13 protein-coding genes are annotated in these 15,161 nt (G+C 44.7%); 3 read left to right on the forward strand and 10 right to left on the reverse strand.

Annotated features, from left to right (window positions below; all coding sequences use genetic code 11):
* Window positions 1-3 precede the first annotated feature (3 nt).
* The 3 genes from ileS to murJ form a co-directional block, all read right to left on the reverse strand.
* The gene (ileS, locus tag ACE1OE_RS13615) at window positions 4-2,862 is read right to left on the reverse strand and encodes an isoleucine--tRNA ligase (RefSeq protein WP_449211400.1); all 2,859 of its coding nucleotides are present in this window, start codon (window positions 2,860-2,862) and stop codon (window positions 4-6) included.
* A gap of 62 nt (window positions 2,863-2,924) precedes the next feature.
* The gene (gene ribF / locus ACE1OE_RS13620; protein ID WP_449211401.1) at window positions 2,925-3,860 is read right to left on the reverse strand and encodes a bifunctional riboflavin kinase/FAD synthetase; all 936 of its coding nucleotides are present in this window, start codon (window positions 3,858-3,860) and stop codon (window positions 2,925-2,927) included.
* Between the two features lie 69 nt (window positions 3,861-3,929).
* Entirely contained in the window at window positions 3,930-5,492 is a 1,563-nt protein-coding gene (murJ, locus tag ACE1OE_RS13625) for a murein biosynthesis integral membrane protein MurJ (RefSeq protein WP_372059733.1), read from the reverse strand.
* A 257-nt stretch (window positions 5,493-5,749) separates the two neighbouring features.
* Here murJ and rpsT point away from each other — a divergent pair, with 257 nt between their 5' ends.
* On the forward strand, window positions 5,750-6,010 hold the full coding sequence (gene rpsT / locus ACE1OE_RS13630; protein WP_102469934.1) for a 30S ribosomal protein S20: 261 nt from the start codon (window positions 5,750-5,752) through the stop codon (window positions 6,008-6,010).
* Window positions 6,011-6,196: 186 nt separating this feature from the next.
* Here the strand turns inward: rpsT and ACE1OE_RS13635 are convergent, their stop codons facing one another.
* Window positions 6,197-6,496 carry an ArsR/SmtB family transcription factor gene (locus ACE1OE_RS13635; RefSeq protein WP_102469933.1) on the reverse strand — a complete coding sequence of 100 codons (300 nt, stop codon included), beginning with the start codon at window positions 6,494-6,496 and terminating at the stop codon, window positions 6,197-6,199.
* A gap of 85 nt (window positions 6,497-6,581) precedes the next feature.
* On the reverse strand, window positions 6,582-7,475 hold the full coding sequence (gene nhaR, locus ACE1OE_RS13640) for a transcriptional activator NhaR (RefSeq protein WP_102469932.1): 894 nt from the start codon (window positions 7,473-7,475) through the stop codon (window positions 6,582-6,584).
* Between the two features lie 393 nt (window positions 7,476-7,868).
* On the opposite strand from nhaR, the gene ACE1OE_RS13645 reads away from it, so the two are divergent.
* Window positions 7,869-9,014, forward strand: a complete 1,146-nt coding sequence (locus tag ACE1OE_RS13645) for a Na/Pi symporter (protein ID WP_198593150.1) — start codon at window positions 7,869-7,871, stop codon at window positions 9,012-9,014.
* A gap of 107 nt (window positions 9,015-9,121) precedes the next feature.
* On the opposite strand, the gene ACE1OE_RS13650 is transcribed toward ACE1OE_RS13645, so the two are convergent.
* Entirely contained in the window at window positions 9,122-9,694 is a 573-nt protein-coding gene (locus ACE1OE_RS13650) for a Slp family lipoprotein (RefSeq protein WP_449211402.1), read from the reverse strand.
* A 260-nt stretch (window positions 9,695-9,954) separates the two neighbouring features.
* On the opposite strand from ACE1OE_RS13650, the gene ACE1OE_RS13655 reads away from it, so the two are divergent.
* Window positions 9,955-10,275, forward strand: coding sequence for a hypothetical protein (locus ACE1OE_RS13655; protein ID WP_372059728.1), 321 nt, complete (start codon window positions 9,955-9,957; stop codon window positions 10,273-10,275).
* A 112-nt stretch (window positions 10,276-10,387) separates the two neighbouring features.
* Here the strand turns inward: ACE1OE_RS13655 and ACE1OE_RS13660 are convergent, their stop codons facing one another.
* From ACE1OE_RS13660 to ptsP, 4 genes are read right to left on the reverse strand one after another with little or no spacing between them, the layout of a single operon-like run.
* Window positions 10,388-11,239, reverse strand: coding sequence for a thymidylate synthase (locus ACE1OE_RS13660; RefSeq protein ID WP_449211403.1), 852 nt, complete (start codon window positions 11,237-11,239; stop codon window positions 10,388-10,390).
* An 8-nt stretch (window positions 11,240-11,247) separates the two neighbouring features.
* Entirely contained in the window at window positions 11,248-12,066 is an 819-nt protein-coding gene (lgt, locus tag ACE1OE_RS13665; protein ID WP_102469927.1) for a prolipoprotein diacylglyceryl transferase, read from the reverse strand.
* Window positions 12,067-12,098: 32 nt separating this feature from the next.
* Window positions 12,099-12,890 carry a sulfite exporter TauE/SafE family protein gene (locus ACE1OE_RS13670; protein ID WP_449211404.1) on the reverse strand — a complete coding sequence of 264 codons (792 nt, stop codon included), beginning with the start codon at window positions 12,888-12,890 and terminating at the stop codon, window positions 12,099-12,101.
* Between the two features lie 21 nt (window positions 12,891-12,911).
* Window positions 12,912-15,161 (reverse strand): phosphoenolpyruvate--protein phosphotransferase, encoded by a 2,250-nt coding sequence (gene ptsP, locus ACE1OE_RS13675; protein WP_449211405.1) that lies wholly within the window; start codon window positions 15,159-15,161, stop codon window positions 12,912-12,914.

Here is a 15,161-nt window from a genome sequence, read left to right on the forward strand (position 1 = left end):
TGTTTAAGCGAATTTACGAACTTCGCCTTCACCTTCTACGTTAGTGACACAGCGACCACAGATTTTTTCATGGCCAGCGATAGTGCCGACATCCGGTGTATGGTGCCAACAACGCTCACACTTCTCAGCTTCCGTTGCTACGACTTCAACAAACAAACCAGCAAGATCCGTTGCATGAGCCGCTGCAGACTTCTCACTTAACGCTTTTACTTCTGCTTTAGACGTCAGTAATACAAAGCGCAGCTCGTCATCCAGTTGGTTCAGTTTTTCAGCGAGTGCTTCATCAGCGTAAAGCGTCACTTCAGCTTGTAACGAACCGCCGATAACTTTCTCTTTACGAGCGTCTTCAAGCAGTTTATTCACAGAACCACGAACCGCTTGGATCTCAGCCCAAAATTCATTGCTCAAGGCTTCATCGTCCGCTAAATCAAACAGACCTTCATACCATTCGCCCGTGAACACAAACTTATCGCGCTGCTCTCCAGTCGGCAAAGAAGCTGGCATTTCGTTCCAGATTTCATCCGCAGTAAATGACATGATTGGCGCCATCCAACGAACAAGCGCTTCTACGATGTAGTACAGAGCACTTTGACAGCTGCGTTGAGCGTGACCGCCCTGCTTCGCTGTGTATTGGCGATCTTTAATCACATCTAGGTAGAAAGAGCCCATTTCGATTGAGCAGAACTGCATTAGGCGTTGAGTCACACCATGAGTATTGTACTCGCCGTATGCTTTAACAATCTCTTCTTGCGCCGCAAATGCACGACCTACCGCCCAGCGATCCAATGCCACCATTTCTTCTGCTGGCACTAAATCTGTCTCAGGGTTGAAACCATTTAGGTTCGCTAGGAAGAAACGAGCCGTGTTACGAATACGACGGTACGCATCGGCTGAGCGCTTAAGGATTTCATCAGAAACCGCTACTTCACCGGTGTAATCCGTTGAAGCGACCCACAGACGAAGGATATCAGCACCAAGCTTGTTAGTGACATCTTTAGGTGCCACAACATTACCGATAGATTTAGACATCTTACGGCCGTTGCCATCTACAACAAAACCATGCGTTAGCACTTGCTTGTAAGGGGCTTCATCTTTCATCGCAATCGAAGAGATCAATGAAGACTGGAACCAACCACGGTGTTGATCTGAGCCTTCAAGGTAAAGATCCGCTTTGTTGCCGTTGTACTCTTCACGAGTATCAACCACAGAGAAGTGCGTCACACCTGAGTCAAACCAAACATCGAGTGTATCAAGAACTTTTTCGTACTTGTCAGCATCGTCAGCGCCCATGAGTTCAGCAGCGTCTACGTCCCACCAAGCTTGAATGCCTTTTTCTTCCACTAGTTTTGCTACTTTTTCGATAAGAGCTGGGCTATCTGGATGAAGTTCTGATGTTTCTTTATGTACAAACAGCGCAATTGGCACGCCCCACGTACGTTGACGAGAGATACACCATTCAGGGCGACCTTCAATCATACCCTCGATACGGCTTTGGCCCCATTCAGGCATCCACTCAACATTCTTGGTTGATTCGAGTGCTTTTGCACGCAAACCCGCTTGATCCATTGAGATGAACCATTGTGGTGTTGCACGGAAAATAATTGGCGTTTTGTGTCTCCAACAATGTGGATAGCTATGCTCATACGCATGATGATGAAGCAGCGCGCCTTTTTCTTTCAATACTTCTAATACTGAATCATTCGCTTTAAAGACGTGTTGACCAGCAAATAGCTCAGTATCCGGCAGATAAACACCGTTTGAACCCACAGGGTTAGCGATTTCTAGGTTGTATTGCTTACCTACAATGAAATCTTCTTGGCCGTGGCCTGGCGCAGTATGAACAACACCCGTACCCGACTCTGTCGTTACGTGATCACCTAACACAGCAGGTACTGTGAAGTTGTAGAACGGGTGATTGAATTGAGAAAGCTCAAGCTCAGCACCCGTTGTAAAACCAAGATTGTGGAAGTGCTCAATACCCGCACGATCCATCACGCTTTTCGCAAGTTCAGAAGCAACAATAATACGTTGAGCCGTTTGCTCACCGTGCGCTTCAACTTGAATCAATACGTATTCTAGATCATCACGAAGACATACGGCGCGGTTTGCCGGTAGTGTCCACGGTGTGGTTGTCCAGATAACAATCGAGATTTCACCTTGGCCGGCATGTCCTTCCGCTAGAGTAAATTTCTCTAGAAGAGACGCTTCGTCTGCCGCAGTAAATTTCACATCAATAGATGGGGACACTTTATCTTTATATTCAACTTCTGCTTCAGCCAGCGCTGAACCACAATCCGTACACCAGTGAACAGGCTTAAACCCTTTCAGCAAGTGACCTTTGTCGGCAATTTTACCAAGTGCACGAATGATGTTTGCTTCAGTGCCAAAGTCCATAGTGCGGTAAGGTTTATCCCATTCGCCCATGATGCCAAGACGCTTAAAGCTTTCTTTTTGGCCTTCAACTTGACCCGCGGCATACTTACGGCACTCTTCACGGAATTCAGATGCAGAAATCTTTTGACCCGGCTTGCCTTTCTTCTTCTCTACCATCAATTCGATAGGAAGACCGTGACAATCCCAGCCCGGAATGTAAGGGGCATCAAAACCAGAAAGGGTTTTAGATTTAATAATAATGTCTTTAAGAATCTTGTTCAGTGCGTGGCCGATATGAATATCACCATTCGCGTATGGAGGGCCATCGTGTAATACAAATGACTTTTTGCCTTGCTTCGCTTTACGGATTTCCCCGTAAAGATCTTCTTTATACCAACGCTTCAGCATCTCTGGCTCTCTGTTAGCCAGGTTACCGCGCATAGGAAACCCTGTTTCAGGAAGGTTCAGGGTATCTTTATACTCACTCATCGATTCTTAATTCCGTTGTATTGGGCGACAGTTAGACATTATGTTAGCGGTGGAATCTCCCACTAACCCATACACTCAAGTAGCCACACCCTTGCTACTTCAGCGTCCAATTCTATTTGCTGCTTAAGCAGCTGCAAAGAGCTAAATTTCTTCTCATTGCGTATTTTGTGGAACAGTGCGACTTCAATTTGCTTTCCATACAGATCGCCATCAAAGCCAAAAATATGCACTTCTAAATCTAAGTTGGAACCATTGACTGTCGGTTTATTACCGACATTTGCGATACCAGGTAACGGCTGTTTATCAATGCCCATTACTTGCACCGCATATACACCACTGACCGGTGACACATATCGCTTTAAAGAGATATTTGCGGTTGGAAAACCGAAGTCTCGCGCCAGTTTTTTACCATGAGCAACCCGACCAGACAATGTGTAATGGCGCCCAAGCATTTCTGCGCTCACATCAAGCTCATCGTTGGCTAAAGCCTGACGAATTGCCGTGCTACTGACTCGCCTATCATCGACACAAAAGCTGCGTGTGCTGACGACTTCAAAACCAAACGTTTTACCCGCTTGTTTGAGCATGTCAAAGTTGCCGACTCGACCTTTGCCAAAGCGGAAATCATCACCAATCACTAAAAACTTAACGCCTAACTTATCGACGAGCAAATCACGAATAAATGATTCAGCCGACAGGCTAGCAAAGTGGTGGTTGAAGTTCACACAAAGCAAGCGGTCTATATTCATCTGCTGTAATAGCTCGAACTTATCTCGCAATCGCGTCAAACGTGCCGGTGCTTTGTCTTTGGCAAATAACTCCATTGGCTGAGGTTCAAACGTCATCACCACAGAAGGTAAATTCAAAAGCACTGCCTTTTCTTTTACCTGTTCGAGTACACGTTGGTGCCCTAAATGTACACCATCAAAATTACCAATCGTCAACACACAGCCATGATGTTGATTTCTTAGATTATGGATGCCTCGAATAAGTTCCATGAAACGACTAAACCACCTGTTGAAGTTAATAATAGCAGTGTGAAACCGACGGATTATAACGAATCATTGCTAATCTGTCGCTGCTTTTAAATCCTTCACTCTAATGCCAAGTAGCAAGAGTGTAAATAGGTAGCTCGCACCACCAACGCCGATCAACATAGTCAATGTCGTCACACGCTGTGTTAGCCCCCATGACAACCACTGCTGCATGTCTGCCAATAACCAAATCACCACCGCGACCATGATTAACGATGCAATAATTAACTTACCAATGAACAGGGCCGTCTGTTTTGTTAAACGGTAAACATTCTGAATATGAAGCCCACGGTAAAGTAGTGCCATATTAATAAGTGCAGACAAAGCCGTCGCCATAGCCAAGCCAACATAGCCATAAAAGTATGCAAAAATAGCATTGAATACCATATTAGAGACCATGGCAATAATGCCGTATTTCACCGGTGTTTTGGTATCTTGTCGCGAGAAATACCCAGGTGCTAAAACTTTTATCAGCATGAAGTTAAGTAAGCCTGACGCGTATGCGAGCAATGACATCGAGGCTTGGTTCACATCATGTGGTGTAAACTCACCGCGCATAAATAAGACCATTAGCATGGGCTTCGCTAGCACCATCAGTCCCAACATTGCCGGTAGACCCAATAACACCACCATACGCACCCCCCAATCCATCGTTGAGGCAAAGCCTCTACTCTCGGCATCAACATGCTTACGAGATAACGCAGGGAGAATGACAGTCGCAATCGCAATACCAAAAAGGCCAAGCGGGAACTCTAATAAGCGATCCGAATAATACAACCAACTAATGGAACCCGTCGCCAGAAAACTGGCGATAAAGGTATCAAACAATAAATTAATCTGACTGACTGAGACACCAAATAACGCAGGGATCATCAAGGTTCTGATCTTCACTACGCCAGGATCTCGCCAACCCCATTTCGGTTTAACAAGAACCCCCGCTCTTATAAGAAAGGGAAGCTGAAATACAAACTGAACAAAACCGCCAAGAAAGACACCAATAGCGAGACCGATCTCAGGTTGAGCAAGGTTGGGTGAGATAAACCAAGCGCAGCCAATGATCATCACATTTAGAAAGACGGGCGTAAACGATGAAACGGCAAACTTACCTAAGGTATTAAGAATAGCGCCAGATAAGGCCACAAAGGTAATAAACCAAAGATAGGGAAAGGTGATCTTGAGCATCAAGCTAGCCAGCTCAAATTTAGGGGCGGCTGGACCATCATTTAACCAATCAAGGAACCACCCAAAACCAAAGACAGCGGTAACGACACCAGACCCTAGCACACCAAACAATGTCACGATCGACACTAGTACGCCTAACGTTCCCGATACCTTAGCAATGAGATCACGTGTTTTTTCTTTATCTCCAGCGGCATGATACTCAGTAAGTACTGGAACAAAGGCTTGCGAAAAGGCGCCTTCAGCGAACAAGCGGCGCAAGAAGTTGGGTATTTTATTGGCAAAAAAGAACACATCGGCGCTCGCGCCTGCTCCCATTAAATTGGCCACGACCACGTCGCGCACCAGTCCCAATACTCGGGACACTAACGTCATAGCACTTACGATCATGCCAGACTTAAGAAGCTTTTTACTCACTTTCACCCCTAATTACCTAGCTAATACCTTGTCCTAGATGGGTTTCCGTCTTCTTTATTGTTCAAGAGCGGATAGTATTAGCATTGGTTGAAAAATACTGTTAGAATCCCCGCCATCTTAACCGCGAAGACCTCCAGATATCAAAACTTGTTTTATATCGTTGGGTTTTTGCACAAATCTGTTGACTTTTAAGTGCAAATAGAGGATATTCCTCGCCCTTAAATTGTCACCGAACTAAGTTTTTGGGAGTTAGACCCTTGGCAAACAGTAAATCTGCTAAGAAGCGCGCTATCCAAGCTGAGAAACGTCGCCAGCACAATGCTAGCCGTCGTTCTATGATGCGCACTTACATGAAAAAAACTATCGCTGCTATTGAAGCTGGCGATAAAGAAGCAGCAACAGCGGCACTAGTTGAAGTTACACCTCTTCTAGACCGTATGGCGACTAAAGGCCTTATTCATAAGAATAAAGCAGCTCGTCATAAGTCTCGCTTCACTGCAGCAATCAAAGCTCTTTAATTAGAACTCGATTAGCGATAAAAACCGGCCTTGGCCGGTTTTTTTGTATCTATCGTTTTATTTATAATTTTGCTTAAAAGCACCAATGCTGACTTAAAATGACATCGTCACTGTCCTAATAGCAATAGCATGTGAGCCAGCTCAGACATGAACTGGCCCTGATACAAACCGCACGCCCCTCAGGTATCACTCTTCTTCGCAATATAGGCCATGCAGTAGTTCGATCATTTGACGAACCTCTGTGCTACTTAAGGTGTAATACACCGTCTGTGCTTCTTTTCTCGTAGAAACCAGTCCATCTCTGCGCAACCATGCTAAATGTTGAGACAGCGCTGATTGGCTTAGGTTTAAATTTGCACACAACTCCCCGACTGAAAGCTCAGTATTATGAAGCATACAAAGTATTTGCAGGCGTCTTTCGTTTGCCATTGCTTTAAGGAGCATCACCGCTTGCGGTGCATTCTTTTCCATCTCCTGCAAATTCATACCTTACCTCTACCCTAGTAAAACGATCTAACCCGAACGAAGTAACCATTTTAAAATACGGCCTCTTCGTTACTAAAAAAACTCACTAAACATTCAACAAATCACTAAAGTCGGCCTCACAGACCCCTTTTACCGCAGGATGCTGGATCATTCGCTCAGCAAAAATAACGTAATACTCTTCCTTAAGGTCGTCGATATCACCAATATGTTGAAGCGGGCGTTTATCTGAGATCTCTGACATATATAAGCTTGGTGCTAAAAATATTACGTCTTCTTTGTACATAGAGAAGGCTTTCATCAATGCCACATCATCAAATTCGCCCAATATATTAGGTTGGATACCTTGCCGATCAAACCATTGATGGATCTTACGCCCCATTGAGGTGCGACTTCCTGGGAGTAATAATTTTCGTTGCTCCAGTATTTCAGGAAAATGATGATGTTCGACCTTTCCTGATGTAAAAAAACTCATCCGGCTTTCGCCAAGTTTCTTACTGAACAATCCTGGACTCTGACTAGAATCAACAGGACAATCGGACAAAATCATATCCAGCTTATGCTGAGATAGCTGCTCTAACAGCATCTCATGGGTAGATTCAAAGCACCGCAGGTGAATACTGTTATCATCAGGGATGGTCGTCATCAAAATCTTACTCACGAGACGCTTTGAGAGTGCATCGGCGACACCGACATCGAATAAGATATTAGAGCGCTGGCTGTAATTAACGATATCAAGCATCTCATAGCTCAAACCAAACATACGATCAGCGTACTTGTAAACAAGCTGCCCTAGCTCGGTAGGCTCAACACTTCTCCCATTGCGCTTGGTAAGCTTGCCGTCCATTCTTTCTTCAAGTGCTTTTATCTGTCCCGTCACCGTTTGTGGTGTTAAAAACAACGCGTCGGCTGCCTTTGTCACTGAGCCTTGCTTGCAAACCATCCAGAAATAGTAAACGTGATTATAATTAAGATGTGACATGAATTACCGCCTTAAAATTCTCAATGCCTTTTATATCAAACTCTTCCCAGATCAACAATATTCGGTTAAACCGATACAACCTAAGTCATGCATCGTAAATAACGAAACACAACCTGTCATAGTTGTCACATTCGCACACCAAAACCGCTCTACAATCGAATTTATTCATTAAAATAGCGCTATTTATCTATTTTTATCACATCAAATAAAATCATTTTAAATCAACGCTTTAGATTAAAAATATGTCATGTCAATAAAATAAAAAACACAAATATCGCAGTTATTGATGAGCGACATAATATCGTCATATTACTGTAATAATTCAGATCTACTATCGCAGCAGATTCCACAACAGACCGACAAAATTCTACAGGTCAAACGGAGAAAACTATGATGAACCAAGCAACAACAGCTGCGACACCAATGTCGAATTCGACACGCTGGCTACGCTGGGCTAACTTGGCGTTCATGCTATATCTACTGCTACTTGCGGTATCTATGGTGGGTAGTGGGTTTAAGATGGCGACAGGAGAGCAAGCCAAGGTCTTGTTCGAATTTGCTTCTCATCCTGTTGCTGGTTTAATGATTGGTTTGGTCGCGACGGCCCTTATTCAATCCTCAAGTACCGTCACATCTATCATTGTCGGCCTGGTTGCAGGTGGACTTCCTGTTACGGTTGCGATTCCAATGATCATGGGTGCCAACATCGGCACTACAGTAACCAACACACTAGTGAGCTTAGGCCACGTTCGTTGTAATACTGAATTTAAACGTGCCTTTGCTAGCGCAACGATCCATGATTTCTTCAATTTATTAGCGGTTGTCATTTTCTTACCACTAGAGATGATGTTTGGTATTTTAGAGAAAATATCACACTGGCTGGTGTCACCAATGCTAGCGAGTGGTGACATGAGCATGGGCGGTTTGAACTTTATCAAACCAATGACTAAACCAGTTGTCTCTGCAATTCAAGATCCATTGGCAACGTTTGGTAATGTCACCGGTGGTGTGCTTCTCATTGTCTTAGGTATCGCGACTATCTTTGTTGCTATCACGGTAATGGGCAAACTTATGAAGAGCCTAATGGTAGGCCGAGCGCGTGACATCCTTAAAAATGCCATCGGTCGTGGTCCAATTCACGGTATCGTATCGGGTTCTATCGTCACTATCTTAGTTCAGTCTTCTTCTACAACAACGAGCTTGATGGTTCCTCTAGTCGGCACCGGAACGTTGAAAGTTCGTGATGTTTATCCATTTACACTTGGGGCGAATATTGGTACTTGTATTACCGGCCTGCTTGCCGCAACAGCAGTCTCTGGTGAGTATGCGGTTTTTGCTCTTCAAATAGCGTTGGTTCACCTAGTCTTTAATGTCTTATCAACCGTATTCATCTTTGGTATTCCTTTCTTAAGAGAACTACCTGTTAAAGGCGCTGACTACATTTCAGATATGGCAATTAAGAATAAAGCGGTGGTAGCTGGATACCTTGCTTCTATCTTTGTCATCATTCCAGGGACGATTCTCGCTCTAACAACGTAATCGCCTCCGAGTAGCAACTCGCTTAAATGACAATGTAATACGAAATGAAAGCCCAACGTCAATGCGTTGGGCTTTTACTTTTTTAATCAATCAACATTGAATACGTATTAATAATCGCCGTAGTCATACGCATCGTAATCGTCATAATGCTCTATCAGATCAATATCATCGACATCGTCCCAGTAGTAATCACGATCGTAATAGTAATCATAGAATGGGTCACCGACATAGTAGGTTTTGATTCGCTTGTCTTCGGTCCATAAATAGTAGTTAGACGCCTTAACAACGGGTACGACTAGCGTTTGCTCTCCGACTTTAATCGTTTCATTGCCTGCGACTATGCCTACAAACGTCATGGCTTTACCCTGAACAAAAATACTCGGGTCTAAGAATCGGTCAACTTTTACGACAAAGCGGCTTGTTCCTTGCTGAGTTTCATCAGGCCTACCTTTGCTATCCAGCTCAAATTGACTGATTTGCAACACGCTACTATTGGGCGAAGGATTACTCAATTGAGCCACGACCCCACCCCACCTCGCTGGTTTACCGACAAATTCCGCTGTATTGTCAACGACCGCTTTATAAGCCACTAATTGTTTCTCATCCGCCACTTTTATTTCTGTCGGAGCACTGCTACAACCCACTAACATCCCAGCTAAAACATACCCAAACCATCGCATGATCAATTCCTATTCCAACGCTTATCTATCCATTATGAGTGACACTTGATGGTTATCGCAAGATAGGTCATTGCATTCACACTACAAATACCCCGCTCCAAACAAGCCTTAGTGATGGTCTTGGCTAGTGTAAAAGTAGCAATCATAAACCGCAGCAATAAACACACACTATACTGACCAAACCTTTACGCGAGGTATCTTATTTAGTTTGTCGATGTTCATTACCCTACTGTCACTTCCAATAACAATGTGAACGCGTTATGAAAATTAAAACACTTCTCCTTCTGGCTATGCTTAGCTCCCCTTCATTTGCTTACTACTGCGATCAAACCTCTGATGGTGCCATTGATGGCGCTGTTGATGGGGCTGTCACGGGGGCCGTCGTCGGGGGTATCGTCGATGGAAGTTCAGGAGCAGCGGCTGGTGCTGCTATTGGTGGTGGTGCCGGCGCAGTTGGCGGCGCTATTGATGGCGCATACGACGAAGAGACATGTGAGGTCGCGACCGATATCGTAGAAGAGGAAGTTATAGAAGACGACATCATCGAAGAAGAAATTATCGAGGATGAGTACTACGACTAATTCGCTCGTCTATCTCGCTAGATAAATGGATAGAGAGATAGAGATAGAGAGAAGCGCTCACTTTTTCCCTTCTATCTAGATAATAAAAAGCCGAGCATCGCTCGGCATTTTATTACACTGAAAATGGGTATTTTATTGGTTCGTGACATTGATAGTCACGCACCTCAAAGTCATCCATCGTCACCCAAGTTTCTAAATCTTCGAGTGACTGAATCTTCGGATTTATATGGAAAGTCGCCGCTGAAAGAGGCTCACGCTTTAGTTGAACATCACGCATCAACTCTAGCTGGTCTTCATAGATATGCCCGTTAACAATCTTATGATAGGCATGCCCCGGTTTCTTACCCGTAATTTGCGCCATAATCGCTAAGAAAACATACACTTGAACCATATTAAAGTTGAGCCCAAGTGGGACATCACACGAGCGCTGTGTACTGTTTAAATACAACGTATCACCAAGCAGTGAAAAGTGATGGCTGTACATACACGGACGTAGACACCCCATGTGGAACTCACCAGGGTTATAAAAATTCAGTATCTCACCGCGATCGTCAATACCACGAGATAGGTCATCGACAATCTTACGAAGTTGATCGACATGCCCGCCATCAGGCTTTGCCCACGAGCGTCCTTGAACGCCATAAACGCGCCCCATATCATCCTCACCTTTTCTGAAAGGGCTGTTTAGCCACACTTCATTGAGGTTGGAATTGGCGTCCCACGTTTTAGTTCCGAGCTTACGAAAGTCTTCAGCGTTATCGTATCCGCGGATATAACCCAACAATTCCGCTACTGCTGATTTCCAAAAGCTCTTACGCGTTGTCACCAATGGGAAGGCATTATTCGCCACATCATACGTAAGGTCGGCATTAATCACCGTCAAGCAACGCTTTCCTGTACGCTCATTTTCAATCCAGATACCGTCATCGACGATACGTTGGCATAAATCTAAATACTGCTTCACAACAATTCCTATTGCTTAGATACGTTATGTGTCGTGTTTCCGTTGACTTTGTAAGCCCACGTAATCATTAAGGCACCAAGGATGACCATAGGTAATGACAGAATCTGTCCCATCGAAATAAACCCGCCAAACAAGCCTAAGTGTGCGTCTGGTTCACGAACGTATTCAATCAAGAACCTAAAGCAACCGTAGCCAAGTAAGAATAGACCTGACACCGCACCCTCTGGGCGACTTCTCTTAATAAACCAATTGAGGATAAGGAATAATACGACACCTTCTAAGGCAAATTCATAAAGCTGGGAAGGGTGTCTTGGTAATGGCCCGCCATTTGGGAATACAATCGCCCAAGGCACGTCGGTAACTCGGCCCCAAAGTTCGCTGTTCATAAAGTTGCCGATACGCCCCATTCCTAAGCCAAATGGCACAAGCGGCGCGATAAAGTCAGCAACATTGAAAAAGGTACGACCGTTCTTACGGGCATACCACAACATAGCGGTAATCACCCCAAGCAACCCACCATGGAAAGACATCCCGCCAGTCCATACTTTGAACAAGTAGAGTGGATCCTGCATGAGAGTATCGAAACCGTAGAACAACACATACCCAACTCGACCACCAATCACCACACCCAAGAAGCCGGCAAATAGCAGATCCGATACCTGTTCACGAGTCCAGCCAGATCCGGCTTTATCTGCACGTCGATTGGCAAGCCACATCGCAAATGCAAAACCGATTAGGTACATTAAGCCATACCAGCGAACGGATATAGGGCCAATTTCAAATAAAACGGGGTCAATACTAGGAAATTCAATAAATCCCTGAGACATAAACTGCTCTCTTAACGTGTGGGTAATAAAGACTAAAACATCATTGAAAATGATACGAATACTAAGAAGACCGCAAAAATCTTTTTAAGTTTCGGTGTTGGCATCGTTGTGGCCAATTTAGCACCAAACCGAGTCGTTAACATCGAGGTCACGGCGATAGCCAACAGTGCGGGAACATACACATAGCCAAGGCTATATTCAGGTAAACCTTGTGCCTTAGCGCCATGGAGAATGAAGCCTATCATACCTGCAATCGCAATCACACAACCGCACACCGACGAAGATCCAACTGCCCTACGCATTTCTACACCATGCTTGCTTAAGAATGGGACAGACATAGAGCCGCCTCCGATACCGGCAAGGCTTGATACCATGCCAATAACACCACCACAGCAGCTCATAATAACTGGGGATGGCAGTGGACGAGTGGAGGTAGAGGAGATCGATAAAATCATCTGTACAGCCAGCGCAAAGACGATCAGTGCAAACACCTTAGGCAGATATTGGAAAGGGATCCATTCCGCTACAAATGACCCAACTAACCCACCCACGATGACACCAGGCAGCAGCCATTTAATTACAAAAAGGTCGACATTGCCGAGCTTGACATGATTAATAGCAGAAGATCCAGAGGTAATAATAATCGAGGCTAGCGACGTCGCCAACGCTATTTGCATCACTAATTCGGCGGGGATCCCAAATAGGGGTAACAAGTAAGCAAGGGCTGGCACAACAATTAACCCACCGCCAATACCGAGTAAGCCCGACATCGTGCCGACGATCGCCCCTAAAAGAAGCAATACAAAGAGAAGTTCAAAATTCATGTTATTTCCACGATGTGAGCACTAAGATTTCCCAGCACGAATAAACCCAGCCAAACCTTTTTGCTCAAAATAGTCACGCATCAGATTATAAATCGAATCACCATATGGATGCATTAATGCATTATTCGCAAGATGTTTCAGCTCATCCATTGTCGTTTGACGCAGCAAATATTTCACTTTAGCGACATTCGAGGTATTCATACTTAATGTATCGTAGCCCAAGCCAACCAGTAATAATGCACCGATAGGATCACCAGCAAGCTCACCACAAATACATACCGGCAATTGATAAGACTGGCACGTTTCAAAGATATGTTTCATCGCTGCTAATACAGACGGATGAAGGGTCTCATAGATATCCGCTACTTGGGCATTATTGCGATCAACCGCTAACAAATATTGCGTAAGATCATTCGTACCCACAGAAACAAAGTCGACCTTTTCTGCCATAAAAGGCAGAAGGTATAGCATAGATGGCACTTCAATCATCACACCAACCTGAGGAGGCACAATATCTTGATGTACTTGAGCTACCTCATCATAAGCTTGATTAATGAGTGTGATTGCTCCATCCAACTCCTGCATTGAGGAGACCATTGGTAACAATATGCTCAAATTATCGAGCCCTTCACTTGCTCTGAGCATTGCTCTTAATTGGATCAGAAAAATATCAGGGTGATCAAGCGTAAAGCGAATTCCACGCCAACCTAAGAACGGGTTATCTTCCTCAATAGGAAGATAAGGCAATGCCTTGTCACCACCAATATCCAACGTACGCATGACAACTCGCTTAGTAGGATAAGCTTGTAACACCGCTCGATATTGCTGGACTTGCTCTTCTTCAGACGGAAACTGTTGCCTCAATAAAAACGAAATTTCAGTTCGGTATAACCCAACACCATCCACACCTTTATTTAAGGAAATACTGGTGTCAGCGCTCAAACCCGCGTTTAATAAAACCTGAATTCGTTGACCATCTTTGGTTGCAGCATCAAGATCTAAGGTCTGCTCAACCATGTGCGACAATTCAGTCTCTTCGGTCACCAATTCGCGGTATTCAGAGAGTAACTCAACGGTTGGCTCTAAGAAAATTTCACCACTGTAGCCATCCACAATGGCTAGCTTAGCGCTTAATAATTCAGGATTAATCCCTAGTCCCATGACAGCAGGCACGCCCATCGCTCGAGATAGGATCGCAGCATGAGAGTTTGCAGCGCCTTCCAATGACACAACCGCCAGCAACTTTTCTTTGGGAATAGACGCCAAGATAGAGGCCGTCAGCTCCCTCACCACCATAATGACAGGCTCAGAAATCACATGTACTGGCTGCTCTGAGTTATGAAGAAAAAACAATAACCGCTGTCCGAGTTCACGGACATCTTGCGCCCGCTCTCTAAGATAGATGTCCGACATTTTAGCAAAGCGATTCGCGTAACTTTCAACCACTTGTCTTAGCGCCCAGTCCGCTCGATCTCCCTGAGCTATTTGAGCCTTGAGATCTTTTCGCAACATAGGATCATTGAGTAAGTGCGTAAAGAGGTCAAAAATAGCCAGAGCATCTTTATTTAACTCCAAATCTAGCTTTTTACGCATTCGCTTAAAGTCAGCAAGCGCTTTTTCGATCGCAAGCGATAACAGCTCTTGTTCACGACTAACATCCAGCGTAGACGCTGGAAACACGTCACTTAGCTCTGGCTGGGTGTTATCCCACCACATTGGACCAATCGCAACCCCAGAAGACGCTGCAATGCCTTTTACAACCGTTAATTGATTGCCCTCAAAGAAGCTATCCCCTTGGGCAGTAGCATGGGCAATGAGCACCGCGATCTGAGCGGCTAACGTAACAAGAAAAGATTCTTCTGTTTCACTAAACTGACGAGATTTTTTTTGCTGAATAACGAGTACGCCGAGCACTTGTTTACGGTGAATAATAGGTGTGCCAAGAAAGGCATGGTAGATATCCTCCCCAAGTTCAGGGAAAAATTTAAATGCAGGGTGCTGAGCCGCAGCCGCTATATTCAGTGGTTCAGCGGTGCGCTTGACTAACCCTACTAACCCTTCATCAAAGTTAATGTGAATGGTATCGCCCTGAAAAATAAGGCCTTGGGTTGCCATCAGCTCTAACCGTTGTTGCGGTTCATTGGCAAGATAAATTGTGCAGCATTCGGTATGCATAGCTGCACAAGTTTGTTTAACCAACATTTCAAGGGCTAAGTGCACGCTCTCCTCTTTAGAAACGTGCTCAACTATTTCCCTTAGTTGCGAAAGCAT

The organism is Vibrio sp. E150_011, assembly GCF_053544015.1.